General features: G+C 64.0%; 18 protein-coding genes. 11 read left to right on the top strand and 7 right to left on the bottom strand.

Features of this window, described 5'->3' with window-relative positions:
• Positions 1-8: 8 nt before the first annotated feature.
• Positions 9-839 carry a sterol desaturase family protein gene (locus FNJ47_RS13420; RefSeq protein ID WP_163153726.1) on the bottom strand — a complete coding sequence of 277 codons (831 nt, stop codon included), beginning with the start codon at positions 837-839 and terminating at the stop codon, positions 9-11.
• Positions 840-1,118: 279 nt separating this feature from the next.
• Between FNJ47_RS13420 and FNJ47_RS13415 the strand changes: the two genes are divergently transcribed.
• The 9 genes from FNJ47_RS13415 (at position 1,119) to FNJ47_RS13375 (ending at position 9,871) form a co-directional block, all read left to right on the top strand.
• Positions 1,119-1,283: a Flp family type IVb pilin gene (locus FNJ47_RS13415; protein ID WP_163153724.1), complete on the top strand. Its 165-nt coding sequence runs from the start codon at positions 1,119-1,121 to the stop codon at positions 1,281-1,283.
• A gap of 171 nt (positions 1,284-1,454) precedes the next feature.
• Entirely contained in the window at positions 1,455-1,979 is a 525-nt protein-coding gene (locus FNJ47_RS13410) for an A24 family peptidase (RefSeq protein ID WP_163153722.1), read from the top strand.
• Between the two features lie 127 nt (positions 1,980-2,106).
• Positions 2,107-2,898: a Flp pilus assembly protein CpaB gene (gene cpaB, locus FNJ47_RS13405; RefSeq protein WP_163153720.1), complete on the top strand. Its 792-nt coding sequence runs from the start codon at positions 2,107-2,109 to the stop codon at positions 2,896-2,898.
• A gap of 1 nt (position 2,899) precedes the next feature.
• Positions 2,900-4,384 (top strand): type II and III secretion system protein family protein, encoded by a 1,485-nt coding sequence (locus FNJ47_RS13400; protein WP_175068372.1) that lies wholly within the window; start codon positions 2,900-2,902, stop codon positions 4,382-4,384.
• 8 nt (positions 4,385-4,392) lie between these two features.
• Positions 4,393-5,145, top strand: a complete 753-nt coding sequence (locus tag FNJ47_RS13395) for a CpaD family pilus assembly protein (RefSeq protein ID WP_163153718.1) — start codon at positions 4,393-4,395, stop codon at positions 5,143-5,145.
• Positions 5,142-6,410, top strand: a complete 1,269-nt coding sequence (locus FNJ47_RS13390; protein ID WP_163153716.1) for a CpaE/TadZ family protein — start codon at positions 5,142-5,144, stop codon at positions 6,408-6,410. The genes FNJ47_RS13395 and FNJ47_RS13390 overlap by 4 nt, the downstream gene beginning before the upstream one ends.
• A gap of 24 nt (positions 6,411-6,434) precedes the next feature.
• Complete coding sequence (locus FNJ47_RS13385) at positions 6,435-7,898, top strand: TadA family conjugal transfer-associated ATPase (RefSeq protein ID WP_163153714.1); 1,464 nt, start codon at positions 6,435-6,437, stop codon at positions 7,896-7,898.
• Between the two features lie 11 nt (positions 7,899-7,909).
• Positions 7,910-8,887: a type II secretion system F family protein gene (locus tag FNJ47_RS13380; RefSeq protein WP_163153712.1), complete on the top strand. Its 978-nt coding sequence runs from the start codon at positions 7,910-7,912 to the stop codon at positions 8,885-8,887.
• 9 nt (positions 8,888-8,896) lie between these two features.
• Positions 8,897-9,871 carry a type II secretion system F family protein gene (locus FNJ47_RS13375; RefSeq protein WP_163153710.1) on the top strand — a complete coding sequence of 325 codons (975 nt, stop codon included), beginning with the start codon at positions 8,897-8,899 and terminating at the stop codon, positions 9,869-9,871.
• 170 nt (positions 9,872-10,041) lie between these two features.
• Here FNJ47_RS13375 and FNJ47_RS13370 read toward each other — a convergent pair whose 3' ends face one another.
• Complete coding sequence (locus tag FNJ47_RS13370; protein ID WP_163153708.1) at positions 10,042-10,839, bottom strand: tetratricopeptide repeat protein; 798 nt, start codon at positions 10,837-10,839, stop codon at positions 10,042-10,044.
• 206 nt (positions 10,840-11,045) lie between these two features.
• Between FNJ47_RS13370 and FNJ47_RS13365 the strand changes: the two genes are divergently transcribed.
• Together FNJ47_RS13365 and FNJ47_RS13360 are read left to right on the top strand one after the other, a co-directional pair.
• Positions 11,046-12,425, top strand: a complete 1,380-nt coding sequence (locus tag FNJ47_RS13365; RefSeq protein WP_163153706.1) for a leucyl aminopeptidase family protein — start codon at positions 11,046-11,048, stop codon at positions 12,423-12,425.
• On the top strand, positions 12,418-13,260 hold the full coding sequence (locus tag FNJ47_RS13360; RefSeq protein WP_163153704.1) for a C40 family peptidase: 843 nt from the start codon (positions 12,418-12,420) through the stop codon (positions 13,258-13,260). The genes FNJ47_RS13365 and FNJ47_RS13360 overlap by 8 nt, the downstream gene beginning before the upstream one ends.
• A gap of 244 nt (positions 13,261-13,504) precedes the next feature.
• On the opposite strand, the gene FNJ47_RS13355 is transcribed toward FNJ47_RS13360, so the two are convergent.
• From FNJ47_RS13355 to FNJ47_RS13335, 5 genes are read right to left on the bottom strand one after another with little or no spacing between them, the layout of a single operon-like run.
• Positions 13,505-15,130: an ABC transporter ATP-binding protein gene (locus FNJ47_RS13355; RefSeq protein WP_163153702.1), complete on the bottom strand. Its 1,626-nt coding sequence runs from the start codon at positions 15,128-15,130 to the stop codon at positions 13,505-13,507.
• A 3-nt stretch (positions 15,131-15,133) separates the two neighbouring features.
• Positions 15,134-16,318, bottom strand: coding sequence for an ABC transporter permease (locus tag FNJ47_RS13350; RefSeq protein WP_163153700.1), 1,185 nt, complete (start codon positions 16,316-16,318; stop codon positions 15,134-15,136).
• Positions 16,318-17,424 carry a microcin C ABC transporter permease YejB gene (locus FNJ47_RS13345; protein WP_163153698.1) on the bottom strand — a complete coding sequence of 369 codons (1,107 nt, stop codon included), beginning with the start codon at positions 17,422-17,424 and terminating at the stop codon, positions 16,318-16,320. The genes FNJ47_RS13350 and FNJ47_RS13345 overlap by 1 nt, the downstream gene beginning before the upstream one ends.
• A gap of 3 nt (positions 17,425-17,427) precedes the next feature.
• Complete coding sequence (locus FNJ47_RS13340) at positions 17,428-19,299, bottom strand: extracellular solute-binding protein (RefSeq protein ID WP_163153696.1); 1,872 nt, start codon at positions 19,297-19,299, stop codon at positions 17,428-17,430.
• A gap of 17 nt (positions 19,300-19,316) precedes the next feature.
• A complete protein-coding gene (locus FNJ47_RS13335) occupies positions 19,317-21,218 on the bottom strand; it encodes an extracellular solute-binding protein (protein WP_163153740.1) in 1,902 nt (633 codons plus the stop codon).
• Positions 21,219-21,379 lie beyond the last annotated feature (161 nt).

The following is a 21,379-nucleotide window of genomic DNA, read 5'->3' as shown; positions in this document are numbered from 1 at the left end:
TGATGACGTCAATGCCGGAACGGATAGGCCAGCTGTCCGCCGATTTCCGCCGGCACACCCTGCTCGGCGTCGACGCCGTAATCGTCCGGAAGCTTGCCTTCGGGCATCCGGAACGTTCCGAACAGAATATCCCAGAGCGGAAACGTGCCGGCGAAATTGGTGTCGCCGCCTTCTTCCAGCGCGGTGTGATGCCAGCGGTGAAACACCGGCGTGGCGATCACGTATTTGAACGGGCCTAGCGTCCAGTTCAGGTTGGCGTGCACGAATGCCGAGTGAAATGTGGTGAAAGGGCCGACCCACAGCATGATGTTCGGCGAGATGCCGGCCATCAGCAGGATCACGTCGACCGTGATCGTGCCGATCAGGAGATTGACGGGATGGAAGCGCGCCGCCGAGATCCATTCGAGATCCTCGGAGGAGTGATGAATGGCGTGATACTTCCAGAAGCCGCCGCCGTGAAACATCCGGTGCAGCCAGTACAGCATGAAGTCGGAAGCGACCAGGAAGACGATCGACTGCAGCCAGAGCGGCAGCTGCGCCAGCGGGCCGTGCCCGTTCTCATAGAATGCGATCAGCTCGTCGGCGCCGTGCACATTGAAGACCGCGGCCGCGCCGACCACCAGCAGACCGATGCGCAGCACGCGGGCGAACACCGGCACGAAGAACCAGTAGCAAATGTCCGTGACGAGCTCTCGCTTCTGCCACCACGGCTTGCCGGGATTGCAGGCCCAGTAATGGGTCAGCACCGTAAAGAACAGACCGAGCGCGATCGTGATCGGCACCACCCGCATCATCGTCTGGCCGAGCATCTCGATGACTTCGATCGGAAGGGTGGACATTGGCCGCCTCATGTAACGGAAGCCCCATGGGTATAGATGTGCGCTTAAGGAGCAGTGAACAGGTACCGGCATCGGATCCCGGCAACAATCTGCAATTTCAGCGAGCCGCTTAATGCCAAATTTACTGTGCGCAACAACAGCGGGTTCCCCCAGAGTTTATGCGATCAAATTAACTGCACCGAAATCGTCCAACCGTAGGGTGCCGCAATGGTCACGGTGCTGAGAACGCCGGCGAGACCAAATCTAGTTCGACCAGCCACGTGTACACAGGAGCTATTTATGAAGAACCTCGTTTCGCGCTTCGTGAAGGACGAATCGGGCGCGACCGCCATCGAATACGGTCTGATTGCGACCGGCATTGCGATCGCGATCATCGCTGCAGTCAACGGCGTCGGCACCAAGCTCTCGGGCACCTTCAGCACGATCTCGAGCTCTCTGAAGTAAGCCGGTTCCGGCGAATTCGCATCAAAGGTCCCGGCAACCCCGGGACCTTTGCTATTTGTCGGGGCGCGATTGGCGGCTCCATTGCAAGATGCGCAGGCCCTTTCCCGATTGTTCACCATTGGCCGCTAGCGTCGGGTCTCGACCGCAGCTCCAGCTTGACGGCATGAATCCATGATCCTCGACATCGCACGCTTGATGCTGTTTCCGGCCCTGATGGCCTTTGCGGCGGCGAGCGACCTGTTGACCATGACGATCCCGAACCGGATCTCACTGGCGCTGGTGGCCGGCTTCTTCGTCCTGGCGCCGCTGACCGGGATGGGGGTCCACGAGATCATGACCCATGCCGGCGCGGGCGCGCTGGTTCTGGTCGTGGCGTTCGGCATGTTTGCGATGGGCTGGGTCGGTGGCGGGGACGCCAAGGTCGCAGCCGCGGCCGGCCTTTGGTTCGGCTTCGAGCATCTGCTTCCCTATCTGGTCTTTGCGTCGCTGTTCGGCGGTGCGCTGACCGTGCTGCTGTTGCAGCTCCGGCAGTGGCCACTGCCCTATCCGCTCGCGTCCCAGGCCTGGCTCAGCCGCCTGCACGACAAGCAGACCGGAATTCCGTACGGCATCGCACTCGCCCTCGGCGCCCTCCTGATCTATCCCGAGACGGACTGGATCAAGACGATTGATCTCGCGCACTTCGCCTTGCGCTGAGAAAGCGGCAGTAACCGCTCGTTAAGGCGATTTAGATACGCCTCATTAACCATGCTTTGACGAATAGCTGGTCAACTCCCATCACTGCGGCGGCAGCGTCGCGGCGTCATGTGGAAAGTGAAGCGTAATGGATAAGGCCCGCATTCTGGTCCTGGCTATCGCAGGCTGCGCCGGCATCGCGGCGCTCTATTTGGCAAGCGGAAGCGACGACAAGCCGGCGCCTCCTCCGCCGGTCGCACAGCTCCCCACAGTCGACATCCTGGTCGCGCGCTCCGACATCGGCCTCGGCCAGGCCGTGAAGTCCGAGGACGTGCAGTGGCAGACCTGGCCGGCGGCAACCGCCAGCGCCACATTCATGCGCAAGGACAGCCGCGCCGACGCCATCAAGGACGTCACCGGCTCGATCGCGCGCGCCCCGTTCATCCAGGGCGAGCCGATTCGCGAGCAGAAGCTCGTCAGGGCCGACGGCAGCGGCTTCATGGCTGCGATCCTGCCGACCGGTATGCGGGCGGTATCGACCGAAATCTCACCCGAGACCGGCGCCGGCGGCTTCATCCTGCCGAATGACCGGGTCGACGTCCTGTTGTCGAAGCGGGACAAGAATCCGGACCGCAACGGCGCCGACATCGTCAACTCCGAAGTCATCCTGACCAATGTTCGCGTGCTCGCGATCGACCAGGCGCCGAAGGAGAAGGACGGCACCAACGCGTTGATCGGCAAGACGGTGACGCTGGAGCTCAAGCCAGAACAGACCGAGACGCTGGCGCGCGCGCGCCAGAGCGGCGTCCTATCGCTGGCGCTGCGCAGCATCGCCGACAACAACGCGCCCGAGACCAGGACCGACGACACCCGTAGGCGCGGTGAGACGATCAACGTCATCCGCTTTGGCGTTGCCAACCAGGCGACGATGCAGAAGTGACATGAGGACACACGTGATGAAGGGCGGGGCAACTCAACGGACAATGCGGGCCTTCATGGTCCGCGCATTGTCGTTCTCGGCCGTCGCGGCGCTCACGCTCAACCCGGCGCTGACGCCGGTGGTGGCGAGCGACTACCGCGCCGCGCCCGCCCCTGCCTCGGCCGAAGGCCAGATGAACGCCCGTTTCCTCGCGCTCGGCGTCGGCAAATCGATCGTGATCGATCTGCCGAGGGACATCAAGGACGTGCTGGTCGCCGATCCCAAGATCGCCAACGCCGTGGTCCGCTCGGCACAACGCGCCTATATCATCGGCGCGACGGTCGGCCAGACCAACATCGTGTTCTTCGACGCTGCCGGACAGCAGATTGCGGCCTATGACATTGCGGTCAAGCGCGACCTCAACGGCGTGCGTGCCGCGCTACGTGCGTCGCTGCCGAATGCCGATATCCAGATCGAGGGCGTCGCCGACGGCGTCATGCTGACCGGGAGCGCGGCGAGCCCGATCGAGGCGCAGCAGGCCGGCGAGATCGCCGCGCGGCTGGTCGGCAGCGCCGAAAAGGTCGTGAACTCCATCACGGTTCGCGGCCGCGATCAGGTGATGCTGAAAGTCACGGTCGCCGAAGTCTCGCGCCGCCTGATCAAGCAGCTCGGCATCGACCTCACGGCAAACCTCAATTACGGAACGGCTGTGGTGAAATTCGCCAACAGCAATCCGTTCACGGCGAACAGCGCGCCGCTGGTGCCCACCAACGCCATCACCACCTCCTTCGGCGCGGCGCCGTCGGTCTCGGCGACGATCCGCGCCATGGAGAGCGCCGGTGTCGTACGGACGCTCGCCGAACCGAATCTGACCGCGATATCCGGCGAATCGGCGACCTTCATCTCCGGCGGCGAGTTTCCAATTCCGACCGGCGTGACCTGTCAGACCACGACCGCAGGCGCGATCGGGCAGTGCGTCCAGACCGTCAGCTTCAAGAAATTCGGCATTTCGCTCAACTTCACGCCGGTGGTGCTGACCGAGGGCCGGATCAGCCTGCGCGTGATGACGGAAGTGTCGGAAGTCTCGACCGAGAACTCGCTGACGGGCGGCGCCGGTGGAACGACGATCCCCTCGATCAAGACCCGCCGCGCCGAGACCACGCTGGAAATTCCCTCGGGCGGCTCGATGGCGATGGCCGGCCTGATCCAGGACCAGACCAAGCAGGCGATCAATGGCCTTCCCGGACTGGCGTCACTGCCGGTGCTCGGCACGCTGTTCCGCAGCCGCGACTTCGTCAACAACCAGACCGAGATGATGGTGCTGGTGACGCCCTATGTCGTTCGCGCAGTGGCGCAGAAGGACCTGTCGCGTCCGGATGACGGCTTCGCAAATGCTTCCGATCCGCAGGCCGACCTGCTCGGCAGCATCAATCGCGTCTACGGCGTGCCTGGCCGCACCGAGCCGGCGCGGAATTACCGCGGCACCTACGGCTTTATTACCGACTGAGGCGGACGATGACACAGACCACATCCAGAACATCGGCCGACCACAAGCGCAGCATCGGTCTCGCCGGAGCGCTCGTCGGCCTTGCCATGACACTGGGCGCCTGCCAGCACGCCGCCGACAACAGTTTCGCGATGGTTGACTCGCCGGCCGACTATCGCCAGCGCCACCCGATCTCGGTCACCGAGGCGGATCGCTCGATCGTGGTCTTCGTCGGCCGCAGCCGCGGCGGCCTGACTGCGGAGCAGCGCGCCGAGGTGATGGGGATGGCGCAGGACTGGATGCGCGAGGGGACCGGCGCCGTCACCATCGACGTTCCCGCCGACACGCCGAACGCCCGGCCCGCCCAGGAATCGTTGCGTGAGATCCAGGCCACTCTTGCCGCCGCCGGCGTGCCGCCGCGTGGGATCCTGGTTCGCAAATATCATCCCGAGGATCCGCGCCAGATGCCCGCGATCCGCGTGAACTATCCAAAGATGAAGGCGGTGGCCGGGCCGTGCGGCCTCTGGCCGGAAGATCTCGGCCCGTCGATGCACAACGGGTCCTACATCCAGAACAAGCAGTACTACAATTTCGGCTGCGCCAATCAGCGCAACCTTGCATCCATGGTTGAAGACCCGACCGACCTCGTGCAGCCGCGCGCGGAGACCCCTGCCTACACGTCGCGTCGTAACATCGCCTTCGACAAGTATCGCAAGGGCACCACCACCGCCACGGCCTATCCCGAGGCCGACAGGGCCAAGCTAAGCGACACAGGAAAATGATCACCTACGCGCAGCAAAACTCCGAAGAGCAGATGGACGCCCCGCCGCAGGCCGTGGACGACCATATTGCTCCGGCGCCGCGGGTCTCGGTCCAGGCGTTCTGCGAAACCGTCGAGACCGCCGCCGCCGTGCAGTCGGCCGGCGAGGATCGCCGGTTGGCCAAGGCGCACCTCAAGATCCAGATGGGCGGCATGGCCGCCGCCATCGAGGCCTATCGCTCGGCGCCGACGCCCAACGTCATCATCCTCGAGACCGAGGGCCGCGGCGACATCCTGGCCGGCCTCGATCAACTTGCCACCGTGTGCGATGCCGGCACCCGCGTGGTCGTGATCGGCCGGATCAACGACGTCACGCTGTATCGCGAGCTGGTACGCCGCGGCGTCAGCGACTACGTGATTGCGCCGGCAACTGCGATCGACGTGGTGCGCGCGGTCTGCAACCTGTTCTCGGCGCCCGAAGCCAAGGCGGTCGGCCGCATCGTCGCCGTCGTCGGCGCCAAAGGCGGCGTCGGCGCCTCGACGATCGCCCACAATGTCGCCTGGGCGATCGCCCGCGATCTGGCGCTGGATTCGGTGGTCGCCGATCTCGACCTCGCATTCGGCACCGCCGGCCTCAACTACAACCAGGATCCGGCGCAAGGCATCGCAGACGCGGTGTTCTCGCCGGACCGCGTCGATACCGCCTTCGTCGACCGCCTGCTGTCGAAATGCACCGACCATCTGAGCCTGCTGGCGGCGCCGGCCACGCTCGACAAGGTCTACGATTTCGGCGCCGAAGCGTTCGACGCGATCTTCGATACGTTGCGCACCACGATGCCCTGCATCGTGCTCGATGTGCCGCATCAATGGTCGGGCTGGACCAAGCGCGCCTTGATCGCGGCCGACGACATCCTGATCGTGGCGGCGCCCGACCTCGCCAATCTGCGCAACGCCAAGAACATGTTCGATCTCCTGAAGGCGTCGCGGCCGAACGACCGCGCGCCTTTGTACTGCCTGAACCAGGTCGGCGTGCCGAAACGTCCGGAGATCGCGGCGGCCGAATTCGCCAAGGCGATCGAAAGCCAGCCGATCGCCGCGATTCCGTTCGATCCGCAGATCTTCGGTTCGGCCGCCAACAACGGCCAGATGATCGCGGAAATCTCCGCCAACCATCGCGCGGTCGAGATGTTCCTGCAGATGGCGCAGCGGCTGACAGGCCGCGGCGAAACCAAGAAGCCGAGGGGGTCCTTCCTGTCGCCCCTGCTCGAAAAGCTGCGGTCCAAATAGTGGTCCGCGTGGAGTCAAGACGTCGTGTTTGGTAAGCGTAGCGGAAGCGATGGGGACGTGCGGGCACCCAAGCCCGCTTTTCAGACGCCGGAGCCTGCCGGCCCGTCGGCGATGACGCGCGAGCCCGTCGCACCGACGATCTCGTCGCCGCCGCTCGCACCCGCAAAACCACCGCCGCCGCCCACCGTCGAAGCCCGCCGCTCGGACAATTACTACCAGGTCAAGGCGACGATCTTCGGCGCCCTGATCGAAGCGATCGACCTCGCCCAGCTTGCCAAGCTGGACAGCGAGTCGGCGCGCGAGGAAATCCGCGACATCGTCAACGAGATCATCGCGATCAAGAACATCGTGATGTCGATCGCCGAGCAGGAAGAGCTGCTCGACGACATCTGCAACGACGTGCTCGGCTACGGCCCGCTGGAGCCCCTGCTGTCGCGCGACGACATCGCCGACATCATGGTCAACGGCGCCGGCACGGTGTTCATCGAAGTCGCCGGCAAGATCCAGCGCACCGGCATCCGCTTTCGCGACAACCAGCAGCTGCTCAACATCTGCCAGCGCATCGTCAGCCAGGTCGGCCGGCGCGTCGACGAATCCTCGCCGATCTGCGACGCCCGCCTCGCCGACGGCTCGCGCGTCAACGCCATCGTACCGCCGCTGGCGATCGACGGGCCCGCGCTCACCATCCGCAAATTCAAGAAGGACAAGCTGACGCTGGAGCAGCTCGTCAAGTTCGGCGCGATCACGCCGGAAGGGGCGACCATCCTGCAGATCATCGGCCGGGTCCGCTGCAATGTGATCATCTCGGGCGGCACCGGTTCGGGCAAGACCACCCTGCTGAACTGCCTGACCAACTATATCGAGCACGACGAACGCGTCATCACCTGCGAAGACGCCGCCGAACTTCAGCTGCAGCAACCGCATGTGGTGCGGCTGGAAACCCGGCCGCCGAACATCGAAGGCGAGGGCCAGGTCACCATGCGCGAACTGGTCCGCAACTGCCTGCGTATGCGCCCTGAGCGGATCATCGTCGGCGAAGTCCGCGGACCCGAAGCGTTCGACCTGTTGCAGGCGATGAACACCGGCCACGACGGCTCGATGGGCACGCTGCACGCCAACAACCCGCGCGAGGCGCTGTCGCGCTGCGAATCCATGATCACCATGGGGGGCTTCTCGCTTCCTTCACGCACGATTCGCGAGATGATCTGCGCCTCGGTCGACATCATCGTGCAGGCCGCGCGCCTGCGCGACGGCTCGCGCCGCATCACGCACATCACCGAGGTGATGGGCATGGAAGGCGACACCATCATCACCCAGGACATCTTCCTGTACGACGTGGTCGGGGAAGACGCCAACGGCAAGATCATCGGCAAGCACCGCTCGACCGGCATCGGTCGGCCGCGCTTCTGGGAGCGTGCCCGCTACTACAATGAAGAGAAGCGGCTGGCGGCGGCGCTGGACGCCTCCGACTCGCCGGCGCCGGCCTAGGGGAACGCAGGATGCAGACGCAAACCCTTGCCCTGGCCTTCCTCGCCGCCACGACCGTGGGCGGTATCGCCTGGGTCTTCCTGTACCCCTACCTCTCGGGGGAGAAGAAGGCCGAGTCCCGCCGCGCATCGGTGGCGCGCAGCGAACCCACGACGACGCGAACCGCCGACCGCACGCAACGCTCCCGCCGTGAACAGGTCGAAGGATCGTTGAAGGAGCTTGAGGCGCGGCGGCGGAAGGACAAGAAAGTCCCGCTCGGCATGCGCATCTCGCAGGCCGGACTGGAGTGGTCGGAGCAGAAATTCTGGATGATCTCCGGCGCACTCGGCCTGTTCGGATTCGCCGCGGCATTCATGGTCGGCGGCGGGTTGCTCGGCGCGGCCGGCATCGGCTTTGCCATGGGTCTCGGCGCACCGCGCTGGCTGCTCGGCTTCCTGAAGAAGCGACGGGAAAAGGCTTTCCTGAAGGCGCTGCCCGACGCGGTCGACGTCATCGTACGCGGCATCAAGGCCGGCCTGCCGCTGTTCGAATCGCTCAAGGCGGTCGTCAACGACGCGTCGGAGCCCCTGCGCAGCGAGTTCCTCGCGATCATCGAGACCCAAGCGATCGGCATGCCGCTCGGCGAGGCCTGTTCCCGGCTCTATGAGCGCATGCCGCTGCCGGAAGCGAACTTCTTCGGCATCGTGATCGCGATCCAGCAGAAGTCGGGCGGCAATTTGTCGGAAGCACTCGGCAACCTGTCGCGCGTGCTGCGCGACCGCAAGAAGATGGCCGAGAAGATCCAGGCGATGTCGATGGAAGCGAAGGCTTCCGCCGCCATCATCGGCTCGCTGCCGCCGATCGTGATGATCCTCGTGTTCCTGACGACGCCGGACTACATCGCGCTGCTTTGGACCAACTCGATGGGACAGCTCATGCTGGTCGCCTGCGCACTCTGGATGACATGCGGCGTCTTGGTGATGAAGAAGATGATCAACTTCGATTTCTGACGGTGCAGCATGATTGATATTCTGGTTGCCAAGCTCCACGACGTCAGGTTCATGACCATGCTGCTTGCCTTCTTCGCGGCAAGCGCCACGGTCTACACGCTGGTGATGCCGCTGCTCGCCAACGGCGATCTCAACAAGCGCATGAAGGCCGTCGCCAGCGAGCGCGAACGCCTCCGGCAGCGCGAACGCGAACGCCTCACCAAGACGGAGAAGGTCGCGCTGCGGCAGACGCCGAAGCAGGTCGTCTCCAGGGTGGTGGACGATCTCAACCTCACGAAATGGCTGGCCCAGGAATCGGCGCTCGAGAAGCTCGTGATGGCGGGCTATCGCGGCCACGCGCCCTACGTCACCTTCCTGTTCGCCCGCGCGGTGACGCCGATCGTGCTGCTGCTCGGCGCCATCATCTACACGTTCTTCATCGCCGGCGCGAACTGGTCGCTCACGCTCAAGATCGGCATCTGCGTCGGCGCGGCCTATGCCGGCCTTCAGGCGCCGATGCTGTTCCTGAAGAATGCGATCTCCAAGCGTCAGCTCCAGATCAAGCGCGCCTTTCCTGATTCGCTCGACCTGCTGCTGATCTGCATCGAGTCGGGCATGTCGGTCGAGGTCGCGTTCCGCAAGGTGGCCAACGAAATCGCCGGACAGTCGATCGCGCTGTCGGAGGAGTTCGCGCTGACGACCGCGGAACTGTCCTACCTGCAGGACCGCAAGTCCGCCTACGAGAACCTGGCACGCCGCACCGGGCTCGAAGGCGTGAGATCGGTGTGCATGGCCTTGCAGCAATCCGAACGCTACGGCACGCCGCTCGGCCAGAGCCTGCGCGTGATGGCGCAGGAAAATCGCGACATGCGCATGAACGAGGCCGAGAAGAAGGCAGCGGCGCTGCCGCCCAAGCTGACCGTGCCGATGATCGTGTTCTTCCTGCCTTGCCTGTTCATCGTGATCCTCGGGCCGTCCTACATCAAGATCGCCACGATGCATTGAGTTGCGCACTGCGCCGGCCGCCTTCTCCTTCCCCCAGAAAGGGGGAAGGCCGGGATGGGGTCAGCCGCAGACGCTGCGGCTCATGGAGAGAGCAGATCCCCACCCGCTTTGCTCTGGCGAGCAAAGCGACCTCCCCTTTTCAAGGGGAGGTTTGAAAATTGCTATGGTGGCTAATCGTCCTTCGCCACAACAGGTGCGGCGCGCGATGCGGTCCGCGGACCGTCCTTGCGATTCAGCATGTCACGGAGATAGGCGACGTTGGCCGCCGCCTCATCCGCCGGCAGGTCGGCCTTGACGATCGTTTCGGCTTCCGCGAAGCGGCCCTGCAGGCCGACGACGAGCGCAAGGTTCTGCCGGATCCGGGTGTCGGCGCGGGCGCTGGCATAGGCCTGGCGCAGCGTCTCTTCCGCCTTCGGCAATTCCTTGGTCAGCATGTAGGACAGGCCGAGATTGGACAGCACCGACGGCTCGTCCGGCGCCAGTCGCAACGCGCTGGCGTAATAGCGTCGCGCTTCGTCGTGTCGGTTCAACTTGTCGAGCGTGGTTCCCTGCACCGACAAGATCCGCCAGTCCGGGTTGTCCGGGCTGTGCGCGCGGCTCAGCACGTCGAATGCGGCCTGCGAGTTGCCGTTGTCGGCCAGCGCGCGGCCATAGGCGGCGAGCAGCGCCTTGTTGCCGGGATTGGTAATCGTGGCCTGCTCCAGCATGGCGCAGGCCTGCGAGCGCTGTCCGGTCATGCGCAAGGCCTGGCCGTAGGCGATCGCGGCCTCGACATCCTTGGGATTCTTGCGGTAGCGCTCGCCATAGACCTCGGCGGCGCGGCGCGGATCATCGGGCGCGGGGTCCGGGCGGGATGCGATCGATCCCGTCACGTCGGACATGGTCTGGCAACCGCCAAGCCCTGCGGCGAGGACGGCCACAAGGGCTGCGGAAGCGAGATGCCGGGTCAAATTGGACTGTCGACGCATGGCACTGTGACTCACGATATCGAGCGAATGGCTTCAGCCGAGCGTGCCAGCAATAGACTGTTAACCCTAACGTCTGGTTAACTGGCGACGCCGGCAACCGGTTCGCCGGTTCCAATCCTGCACGTCGCGTCAATCGCTGGCGCGCTACCATCCACGACGAAAGCCGTGTAGTAGCCACCGACGACGCCAGAACAGCCGAGAGCCGCATGCCATCCGTGTTCGAGACCGCACCGACGACCGCCGTCACACCGATCACCTTTGTCACCAGAGCGACATGGGATGCGATCCGCGGCGAACTGCCGGCACCGGCGCGCCAGTTCGCGGAGGCCAACGGCTTCGAGGCCAAGCCCGGCAAGACCCTCGCTTTGCCGGCGGCCGACGGCGGCATCGCGCAGGTGCTGTTCGGCCTCGAGGACGCAGACCACAAGGCGCGCGATCCGTTCCGGCCCGGCGCCCTGCCTGGCCTGTTGCCGCCGGGCGTCTATCGCTTTGCCAATGCCCCGCATGACACGCGGCTCGCTGCGCTCGCGTTCGCGCTGGGCTGCTATCGCTTCGGCCGCTATCGCAAGAACAAGGCCCCCGAGGTCCGTCTGGTGCCGCCCGACGGCGTTGACGCCGCCGAGATCACGCGAATCGCGGATGCGGCGGCGCTGGCGCGCGACCTCATCAACACACCCTCCAACGACATGGGCCCGGTCGAGCTCGCGGAAGTCGCGCGCGAGCTCGCAACGCGGTTCGGCGCCGTTTTCAATTGCATCGAGGGCGAGGAGCTCGCGCAGAACTTCCCGCTGATCCACGCTGTCGGCATGGCATCGACACGCGCGCCGCGGCTGATCGATCTGAGCTGGGGCGATCCGGCCCATCCGAAGGTGACGCTGGTCGGCAAGGGCGTCTGTTTCGACACCGGCGGGCTCGACCTCAAGCCGTCGAGCGGCATGCTGATCATGAAGAAGGACATGGGCGGCGCCGCCAATGTGCTGGCGCTGGCGCAGATGGTGATGGACGCGAAGCTGAAGGTGCGGCTTCGCGTGCTGATCCCGGCGGTCGAGAACGCGGTGGCCGGCAATGCGTTCCGTCCGCTGGACATCTTCAAGTCGCGCAAGGGCATCACCGTCGAGATCGGCAACACCGACGCCGAGGGCCGGCTGGTGCTCGCCGACGCACTGGCGCTGGCCGACGAGGAGACGCCGGATCTGCTGGTCGATCTGGGCACGCTGACCGGCGCCGCGCGCGTGGCGCTGGGCCCGGATCTGCCGCCGTTCTACACCGATGACGAGGCGCTCGCCGCCGACGTTGCTGCGTCTGCCAGGAGCGAGAACGACCCATTGTGGCGGATGCCGTTGTGGCCGGCCTACGATGCCTGGCTCGACTCCAAGACCGCCGACATCACCAATGCACCGTCGGGCGGTTTCGCCGGCTCGATCACCTGCGCGCTATTCCTGCAGCGCTTCGTCGAGCACGCGCGGAGCTGGCTGCATGTCGACATCTACGGCTGGACGCCGTCGGCAAAGCCCGGCCGCCCCGAAGGCGGCGAGTGCCAGGCGGCGCGCGCGATCTACAAATTGTTGAGCCAGCGCTATGCATGACGTCCGACTGACGCCGGCCCGCGCCGACCTTGCCGCGAAATATCTCGAGGGCAAGGTGAAGGCGGCGCGCTTCGTCGAAGGCGAGACCTTCGAGGTCTGCGAGGCCATTGCGCCGCTGCGGCGGGCACCGGCGGCCGATGCCGAGCAGATGACGCAGGCGCTGAAAGGCGAGCGCGTCACGGTCTACGATCGCAACGGCGAAGGCTGGGCCTGGGGCCAGCTCGCCGATGACGGTTATGTCGGCTGGATTGCCGACGCAGCCCTGACCAGCCCCGGCGCCGCACCCACGCACAAGGTGACGGCGCTGCGCACGCTGGCGTTTCCGGGACCGTCGATCAAGCTGCCGCCGGTCGAGGCGCTGGCGATGGGGACCAAGCTCGCGGTCGTCCGCGAGGACGGAGCTTTCGCAGTGACACGAGAAGGCTGGCACCTGCCGCGCCCGCATCTCGCGTCGCTCGACACGATGGCGCCGGATTTCGTCGGGATCGCCGAGCAATTCGTCGGCACGGCCTATCTCTGGGGCGGCAAGTCGAGCCTCGGCATCGATTGCTCCGGCCTGGTGCAGATCGCGCTGACGGCCGCCGGCACCGGCTGCCCGCGCGACAGCGACATGCAGCAGGACGGGGTCGGCCGCGAATTGACGGCAGCGGAATCGAAGCATCTCACGCGCGGCGACCTGATCTTCTGGAAGGGCCATGTCGCCATCGTGCGCGATGCGACGACGATCGTGCACGCCAACGCGCATCACATGGCGACCGTGGCGGAGAACACGCAGGCCGCGATCGCGAGGATCAAGGCGGCGGGCAGCGAAGTCGCCGCGATCAAGCGGCTCTAGTTCCGTCATCCTGAGGAGCGCGAAGCGCGTCTCGAAGGATCGACGGCCCCACTCCGGCCACGCCACCCTTCGAGGCTCGCTCCGCTCGCACCTCAGGATGACGTGGGGCTAGAAGCACAATGGCGTAGGATGGATAGAGCGAAGCGAAACCCATCAAGCTGCAACCGCGTGGAGGCATGATGGGTTTCGCTTCGCTCTACCCCATCCTACGGATCTACGCGACCCCCGGAATGACGAATGGAGACTACGTCGCCACCGTCCCGTCGCCGGCCGCTTCGATGCGGAACGCGGCGGCGAACAGCGCGCGGGTGTAATCGCTCTTCGGGTTCTTGAACAGCGCGGAGGCCGGTCCCTCCTCCTCGACCTTGCCGGATTTCATCACGATCAGATGGCTCGCGAGCGAGGCCACCACGCGCAGATCGTGCGAGATGAACATGTAGGTGAGGTCGCGCTTGCGCTGCAGGTCGCGCAACAGATCGACCATCTGGGCCTGCAAAAGCATGTCGAGGGCTGAGGTCGGCTCGTCAAGCACGACGAAATTCGGCTCCAGCACGACCGCGCGCGCGATCGAGATGCGCTGGCGCTGGCCGCCGGAGAACTCATGCGGATAACGGAAGCGCCAGTCGGGGTCGAGCCCGACATCCTTCAATGCCTTGATCACCCGTGCCTCGCGCTCCTCGCGCGACAGCTGCTTCTGGTGCACCTCAAGCCCCTCGGCAATGATGTCAGCCACCGACATGCGCGGGCTGAGCGAACCGAACGGGTCCTGGAACACGATCTGCATGTCGCGGCGGAACGGCCGCATCTGCTTGAAGCGCAAGCCCTGGATGTCCTTGCCGAGGAACACGATCGGGCCATCGGACGAGATCAGCCGGAGCAGCGCGAGCCCGAGCGTGGTCTTGCCGGAGCCGGATTCGCCGACCACGCCGAGCGTCTCGCCCTTGCGCACCGCGAGGCTGACGCCGTCGACCGCCTTGATGTGGCCGACGGTCGAGCGCAGCAGCCCGCGCTTGATCGGAAACCAGACCTTGAGATTGTCCGCCGACATCACGATCGGCGCGCCCGGCTGCGGCGGCGCCGGATCGGGCTTCGGCTCGGCCGCAAGCAGCGCCTGGGTGTAGGCGTGCTTCGGCGCGGTGAAGACCTGCTCGACCGGGCCCTGCTCGACGATCTTGCCGTTGTTCATCACGCACACCGTGTCGGCGATGCGGCGGACGATGCCGAGATCGTGGGTGATGAACAGCAGGCTCATGCCGAGCCGGGCGCGGATCTCGGCCAGCAGCGCCAGGATCTGCGCCTGCACGGTGACATCCAGCGCCGTGGTCGGCTCGTCCGCGATCAACAGATCAGGCTCGTTGGCGAGCGCCATCGCGATCATCACGCGCTGGCGCTGGCCGCCGGACAATTGGTGCGGATAGCTGTTGAGCCGGGTCTCCGGCTCGGGGATGCCGACCTGGCCCAGCAATTCCAGCGTCCGCGCCCGCGCCGCTGCGCCACCGATGCCCCGGTGCAGCGACAGGATCTCGCCGATCTGGGTCTCGATGGTCTGGAGCGGATTGAGCGAGGTCATCGGCTCCTGGAAGATGATCGAGATGTCGTTGCCCCGAACCTCGCGCATCTCCCGGTCGGATGCGGTCAGGAGATCGCGGCCGCGGAACCGGATCGCGCCTGACGGATGCGATGCCGTGGGATAGGGCAGCAGCTTCAATACCGACAGCGCGCTGACGGATTTTCCCGAACCGGATTCGCCGACCAGCGCGACGCACTCGCCGCGCTTGATCGAGAACGAGATGCCGTCGACCGCGAGCGAGCGACCGAAGGCGACCGAGAGGTCGCGGACGTCGAGCAGAGGCTGGTTGGTCGCGTCCATGCGTCAGCCTTTCGAAAACGTCTTGCGCGGATCGAAGGCGTCGCGCGCGGCCTCGCCGATGAAGATCAGCAGCGACAGCATGATCGCGACCGAGAAGAAGCCGGTGAGGCCAAGCCACGGCGCCTGCACATTGGCCTTGCCCTGCGACAGCAATTCACCGAGCGAAGGCGAGCCGGGCGGCAGGCCGAAGCCGAGGAAATCCAGCGCAGTCAGCGTCATCACCGAAGACGAGACGATGAAGGGCAGGAACGTCATGGTCGCGACCATCGCGTTCGGCAGCAGATGGCGGAACATGATCACGCCGTTGGAGACGCCGAGCGCGCGCGCCGCCTGGATGTATTCGAAGTTGCGGCCGCGCAAAAATTCGGCGCGCACCAGGCCGACCAGCGAAACCCATGAGAACAGCAGGAGGATGCCGAGCAGAATGAAGAAGCCCGGCGGCAGCACCGCCGAGATGATCAGGAGCAGATAGAGCGAGGGAATCGCGGTCCAGATCTCGATCAGCCGTTGGAAGATCAGATCGGTCCAGCCGCCGAAATAGCCCTGCACACCGCCTGCTGCGATGCCGATGATCGAGGACAGAATCGTCAGCGTCAGGCCGAACAGCACCGAGATGCGGAAGCCGTAGATCAGCCGCGCGACCACGTCGCGGCCCTGATCGTCGGTGCCGAGCCAATTGTATTCGAGGTCGCGGCAGCCGGTCAGGCCTTTCCGCTTCACCACGTCCGCGCACTGCTTTTCGGTCAACAGCCAGGTCGGCTTCGACGGCACTGCCGTCGGCGGGTCGAGGTTGCGACTGTCGTAGGAATAGCGGATAGGCGGCCAGATCATGCTGCCGCCCTTGGCCGCGATCTGCTTTTGCAGGTAGGGATCGCGATAATCGGCCGCCGTTTCGAAGTCGCCGCCGAAGGTGGTCTCGGCGTAGGTGAAGATCACTGGCCAGTAGTATCGGCCGTCATATTTGACAAGCAGCGGCTTGTCGTTGGCAATGAAATTGGCGAACAGCGACGCCACGAACAGCACGACGAAGATCCAGAACGACCAGTAGCCGCGGCGGTTCGCCTTGAAGTTCTGCCAGCGCCGCCGGTTCAGCGGCGACGGCGAAAAGCCGTGGCGCGTGGCAGGCACCGCCTCGCCCATCGGCGATTGCGTCGAACTCTCGACCGGCTGGGGCGCGAGCATCGTCATCAGACCTCCCGCGCCTCGAAGTCGATCCGTGGATCGATCCACATATAGGCAAGGTCGGAGAGCAGATTGACCACCAATCCGACCAGCGAGAAGATGAATAGCGTCCCGAATACCACGGGATAGTCGCGGTTCAGGACGCTCTCGAAGCCGAGCAGGCCGAGCCCGTCGAGCGAGAAGATGGTTTCGATCAGCAGCGAGCCCGAGAAGAACGCGTGGATGAACGCACCCGGGAAGCCCGCAATCACGATCAGCATGGCGTTGCGGAAGATGTGGCCGTACAGCACCTGGCGCTCGCTGCAACCCTTGGCGCGCGCGGTCATCACATATTGCTTGCGGATCTCGTCGAGGAACGAGTTCTTGGTCAGCAGCGTCATGGTGGCGAAGGCGCCCAGCGCCATCGACACCAGCGGAAGCGTCAGATGCCAGAAATAGTCGATGATCTTCCAGTACCAGGGGAATTGCGACCAGCCGTCCGAGGTGAGGCCGCGCAGCGGAAAGATATTGAGGAACGAGCCGCCGGCGAACAGAACGATCAGGAGGATCGCGAACAGGAAGCCCGGGATCGCGAAGCCGATGATGATCACGGCCGAGGTCCAGGTATCGAACCGCGACCCGTCCTTCACCGCTTTGCGGATGCCGAGCGGGATCGAGATCAGATAGGTCAGCAGCGTCATCCAGATGCCGAGCGACATCGAGACCGGCAGTTTTTCCTTGATCAGTTGCAGCACGCTGACGCTGCGGAAATAGCTGTTGCCGAAGTCGAACCGCGCGAAATTCCACACCATCAGCGCGAACCGCTCTGGCGCCGGCTTGTCGAAGCCGAACTGCACCTCGAGCTTCTTGATGAAATCGGGGTCGAGCCCCTGCGCGCCGCGGTATTTCGAGTTGGCGGCGCCGGCCGCACCCGCGCCCTGGCCGCGTTGTGCGCCGAAATCGCCGCCGCCCGACACGCGCGAGGTGCCGCCGGTATCGGCGCCGTTGATCTGCGCGATGACGCGCTCGACCGGCCCGCCAGGCGCAAACTGCACGACCACGAAGGACACGAACAAAATGCCGAGCAGCGTCGGCAGCATCAGGAAGATACGTCGGGCGATATAGGCGCTCATCAGCTACTTCGCCTGCTCGAGCTTCGCGGCCTTGGCCGCATCGAACCACCAGTTGTCGGGCGCACCGACGCCCTGGCTATATTTCGCCAGCTTCTCCGGATGCGCGAACTGATCCCAATAGGCGACGCGATGCTTGTTCGAATACCATTGCGGCACCCAATAACGGCCGGCGCGAAACACGCGATCGAGCGCGCGGCAGGCAAAGGTCAAGTCCGCTCGCGTTTCGGCAGCAATGGCCTTTTCAACCAACGCATCAATCGCCGGATTGCTCACACCCGCCAGATTGTAAGAGCCCTTCGTCGCTGCGGCCTGAGATGAGAAGTAAGGTCGGAGGCTATCACCCGGCGTCGCCGACATGGATATGCGCTCGGTCGTCACCTCGAAATCGAAAGCCTCGACGCGCGCGCGATACTGCACGGCATCGATTTGGCGGATGCTGGCATCGATGCCAAGCGGTTTGAGATTCTTGATGAAGCTGGCGTGATGCGGCTGGAAGGTCGGCTCGTCGAGCAGAAACTCGATGGTAAGCGGCTCACCATTCGGCAATCGGCGCTTGCCGTCCCTGACGACGCATCCCGCCTCGTCGAGCAACTGCGTAGCCTTGCGCAACAGCGCGCGATCCTGTCCCGATCCATCGGAGACCGGCGGAATGAAGGGCGGACCGAACACCTCATCCGGCACTTGGCCGCGAAAGGGTTCGAGCAGCTTCAGTTCCTCTGGCGAAGGCAGCCCGTTCGCCACCATGTCCGAGTTCTGGAACGGCGAGACGCTCCGCGCATAGGCATCGTACATGATCGTCTTGTTGGTCCATTCGAAATCGAACGCATAGACCAATGCCTCGCGGACACGCGGGTCTTTGAACTTGTCGAGACGGGTGTTGATAAACCAGCCCTGTCCGCCAGATGGTGTCTCGTCCGGCAACGTTTCGCGCTTGACCCGTCCGTCCTTGATAGCGGGGAAATCGTACCGCGTTGCCCAAACACGGGCCGTAAACTCCTCGCGAAACAAATAGTTCTTGCCAGTGAAGCCTTCGAATGCGACGTCGCGGTCGCGGTAGAATTCGTAGCGCACGGTATCGAAATTGTAGCTACCGCGGTTGACCGGAAGGTCCGCCGCCCACCAATCCTTGACACGGTTATACTCGACGTAGCGATTGGCCTCGAACTTGCCGACCTTGTACGGTCCGGAGCCCAGCGGAACTTCGAGCGTCGATTCCTCGAATTGCCGAGTCGCATAAAAGGCTTTCGAGAAGATCGGCAAGCCTGCAACATAAAGTGGCACGTCGCGCGCGCGGTTAGGCCTGAAGGTCACAATCACCGTGGCGTCGTCGGACGCCTCGGCCTTCACGAAATCGCGCAGCTGCACCACGATCAATGGATGGCCCTTCTCCTTCAATATGTTGAGCGAGAAGGCGACGTCCTGCGCAGTCAGCTTCGAGCCATCGCGAAAACGCGCTTCAGGGCGCATCGTGAAACGATAGGTCAGCTTGTCGGACGAAATCGAAACCGATTTGGCCGCCAGGCCATACATCGCGTCAGGCTCATCGGCCGCGCGCGCCATCAGCGAATCGAAGGTCATCTCCATGCCCTTCGCGCCTTCGCCCTTGAGGATGAACGCGTTGAACGAACTGAACGTGTAGAAGGACTGGTTGTAAGCACGCGTCGAAGGGATCAGCGAGAACACTCCCCCCTTCGGAGCCTTTGGATTGACATAGTCGAACTGCTGGTAATCCGCGGGGTATTTCAGGTCGCCGAACACCGACATGCCGTGCATCTCGGTTCCGTTGTCGGCCGCCGCCGGTGCGACACGCAAGCCGGCAGCACTCAACGCACCGATGCCGAGACCGAGTGCGTGCCGACGGGAGAATAGCGCCATGCGCGAATCCTTCGATCTTATGAACGCTTGAGCTTGGCCGCCTTGTCGGCGTCGTACCACCAAATCGCCGGGAACCCCGAAAGGCCGTATTTGGGCAATTCTGCCGGACGGCCGAAGCGATCCCAGCGCGCCGTGCGCAGCTTCGGATAATTCCACTGCGGAACGACGTAATGGTTCCACAATAATACGCGGTCGAGCGCCTTCGTCGCCGCGACGAGATCTTCGCGATCCGTCGCAAAAATCACCCGCTCGATCAATTTGTCGATCACCGGGCTCTTGATGCCGGCAATATTGCGCGATCCGGCGGTGTCCGCCGCCTTCGATCCCCAGTATTCACGCTGCTCGTTCCCGGGTGATAGGGATTCTCCCCAGGACCCGATGACGATGTCGAAATCCCAATTGCGAAGCCGATTCTCATATTGGATCGGATCAATCGTGCGCACGGAGATCGAAAATCCGAGCCGCTCGAGTGGCGGCTTGTAGGCCAGCATGATCCGTTCGAAATTCGGATCCTCACTCAGCAACTCGATCGAGAACGGCTCTCCGCTCTTGGAATCCACGAGCTTGCGATCTCGCACTTCATAGCCGGCCTCCTTGAGCAGGCGCGCTGCTTCGCGGAGGTTTTCACGCACCGCCTCGGGATTGCCGCCCACCGGATTCGTATAGGCCGTTGTGAATACTTCGGCCGGCACCTGGTCACGGATGGGTTCAAGGATGGCAAGTTCCTTGCCTTGCGGCAGCCCGGTCGCCATCAACTCCTCGGCGCCATCAAAGTAGCTGGTGATGCGCTTGTATTGGCCGAAGAACAGCAGCTTGTTGACCTCCTCGAAGTCAAACGCGTAGTTCAGAGCGCGGCGAACGCGCGGATCACTGAATTTAGCCCGCCGCTGATTCGGGACAAAGGCCTGCATGGTGCCCGAACTGCGGTTCGGAAATTCTTCCAGCACCACACGTTTGTCGGTGACGGCCGGAAAATTATAGGCAGTCGCCCACGCCTTCGCGCTGTTCTCCAGACGCCAATCGATCTGATCGCCCTTGAACGCCTCGATCGCAACCGTCGGATCCCTGAAGTACTCGTAGCGCAGTTCGTCGAAGTTGTTGCGCCCCACATTGATCGCGAGGTCGCGCGCCCAATAATCCTTGACGCGCTCCAGAGTGACAGTCCGCCCTGCAACGAACTCCTTGATGCGATAGGCTCCCGACCCAAGCGGCTTCTCGAGCGTCGTCGCGGACACGTCGCGCTTGCGGCCTTCGCTATCGGTGCCTTCCCACCAGTGCTTGGGCAGGATCGTCAGTTCACCCACGATCTGCGGAAGTTCTCGGTTGCCCGGCATGTCGAACACGAACTTCACCTCGCGATCGCCCACCTTCTCCGCCCGCACCACATGACTGTAATACGCGGAGAACATCGGATGATGCTTCTTGAACGCCTCGAGCGAGAAGATCACATCATCCGGAGTAACGGGTGCACCGTCATGCCATTTGGCTTGTGGACGAAGACGGTAGATGACGTAGGAGAAATCGTCGGGATAGCTTGCGGACTCCGCCAGCGCCCCGTACTGGGTCGACACTTCGTCGAGCGACTGCGTCATCAAGGGCTCGTAGACCAGCGCGACCGCTCCCGCGATCGCGCCTTTCACGCCCGAAACCACGACGTTGAAATTATCGAAGGTGCCAATCGCAATCTGGCGGACGGCGCCGCCCTTGGGCGCATCCGGATTGACATAGTCAAACCGCTTGAAGTCGGCCGGGTATTTGACATTGCCGAAGAGCGACAAGGCATGCCGCCATTTTGGTGCATTCGCAGCGTCATCCGCGAGCGCCGGTGTGACCGCACCAATGCCGGGGCCGAAACCGAGCGCCGGAGCGATTGCCGCCAGCGCGGTGCCCTGAAGGAGGTGTCGTCGGGTGATTGCCAAATGTCGGGTGATTGCCAAATTCGGAATTCCTGTTGCTGACCCCGCCTAGATGGACCTCAATATAAGGCAACGGTTCGACAAATTACGTTGCTTTTTCCTCATGATATTGACCCCGGAACAATATCGCTGCGGCGAAACGTCCCGATAACAACCCCGCGACA

The organism is Bradyrhizobium uaiense, assembly GCF_010811875.1.
Classification (GTDB): domain Bacteria; phylum Pseudomonadota; class Alphaproteobacteria; order Rhizobiales; family Xanthobacteraceae; genus Bradyrhizobium; species Bradyrhizobium uaiense.
The sequence above is the reverse complement of the archived record's forward strand: the minus strand, read 5'-3'. Positions and strand labels throughout refer to the sequence as shown.

What these genes read in the sequence shown, in the direction of transcription:
- FNJ47_RS13420 (WP_163153726.1), bottom strand. Translation starts at nt 839, where the DNA reads ATGTCCACCCTTCCGATCGAAGTCATCGAGATGCTCGGCCAGACGATG.
- FNJ47_RS13415 (WP_163153724.1), top strand. Translation starts at nt 1,119, where the DNA reads ATGAAGAACCTCGTTTCGCGCTTCGTGAAGGACGAATCGGGCGCGACC.
- FNJ47_RS13410 (WP_163153722.1), top strand. Translation starts at nt 1,455, where the DNA reads ATGATCCTCGACATCGCACGCTTGATGCTGTTTCCGGCCCTGATGGCC.
- cpaB (WP_163153720.1), top strand. Translation starts at nt 2,107, where the DNA reads ATGGATAAGGCCCGCATTCTGGTCCTGGCTATCGCAGGCTGCGCCGGC.
- FNJ47_RS13400 (WP_175068372.1), top strand. Translation starts at nt 2,900, where the DNA reads ATGAGGACACACGTGATGAAGGGCGGGGCAACTCAACGGACAATGCGG.
- FNJ47_RS13395 (WP_163153718.1), top strand. Translation starts at nt 4,393, where the DNA reads ATGACACAGACCACATCCAGAACATCGGCCGACCACAAGCGCAGCATC.
- FNJ47_RS13390 (WP_163153716.1), top strand. Translation starts at nt 5,142, where the DNA reads ATGATCACCTACGCGCAGCAAAACTCCGAAGAGCAGATGGACGCCCCG.
- FNJ47_RS13380 (WP_163153712.1), top strand. Translation starts at nt 7,910, where the DNA reads ATGCAGACGCAAACCCTTGCCCTGGCCTTCCTCGCCGCCACGACCGTG.
- FNJ47_RS13375 (WP_163153710.1), top strand. Translation starts at nt 8,897, where the DNA reads ATGATTGATATTCTGGTTGCCAAGCTCCACGACGTCAGGTTCATGACC.
- FNJ47_RS13370 (WP_163153708.1), bottom strand. Translation starts at nt 10,839, where the DNA reads ATGCGTCGACAGTCCAATTTGACCCGGCATCTCGCTTCCGCAGCCCTT.
- FNJ47_RS13365 (WP_163153706.1), top strand. Translation starts at nt 11,046, where the DNA reads ATGCCATCCGTGTTCGAGACCGCACCGACGACCGCCGTCACACCGATC.
- FNJ47_RS13360 (WP_163153704.1), top strand. Translation starts at nt 12,418, where the DNA reads ATGCATGACGTCCGACTGACGCCGGCCCGCGCCGACCTTGCCGCGAAA.
- FNJ47_RS13355 (WP_163153702.1), bottom strand. Translation starts at nt 15,130, where the DNA reads ATGGACGCGACCAACCAGCCTCTGCTCGACGTCCGCGACCTCTCGGTC.
- FNJ47_RS13350 (WP_163153700.1), bottom strand. Translation starts at nt 16,318, where the DNA reads ATGACGATGCTCGCGCCCCAGCCGGTCGAGAGTTCGACGCAATCGCCG.
- FNJ47_RS13345 (WP_163153698.1), bottom strand. Translation starts at nt 17,424, where the DNA reads ATGAGCGCCTATATCGCCCGACGTATCTTCCTGATGCTGCCGACGCTG.
- FNJ47_RS13340 (WP_163153696.1), bottom strand. Translation starts at nt 19,299, where the DNA reads ATGGCGCTATTCTCCCGTCGGCACGCACTCGGTCTCGGCATCGGTGCG.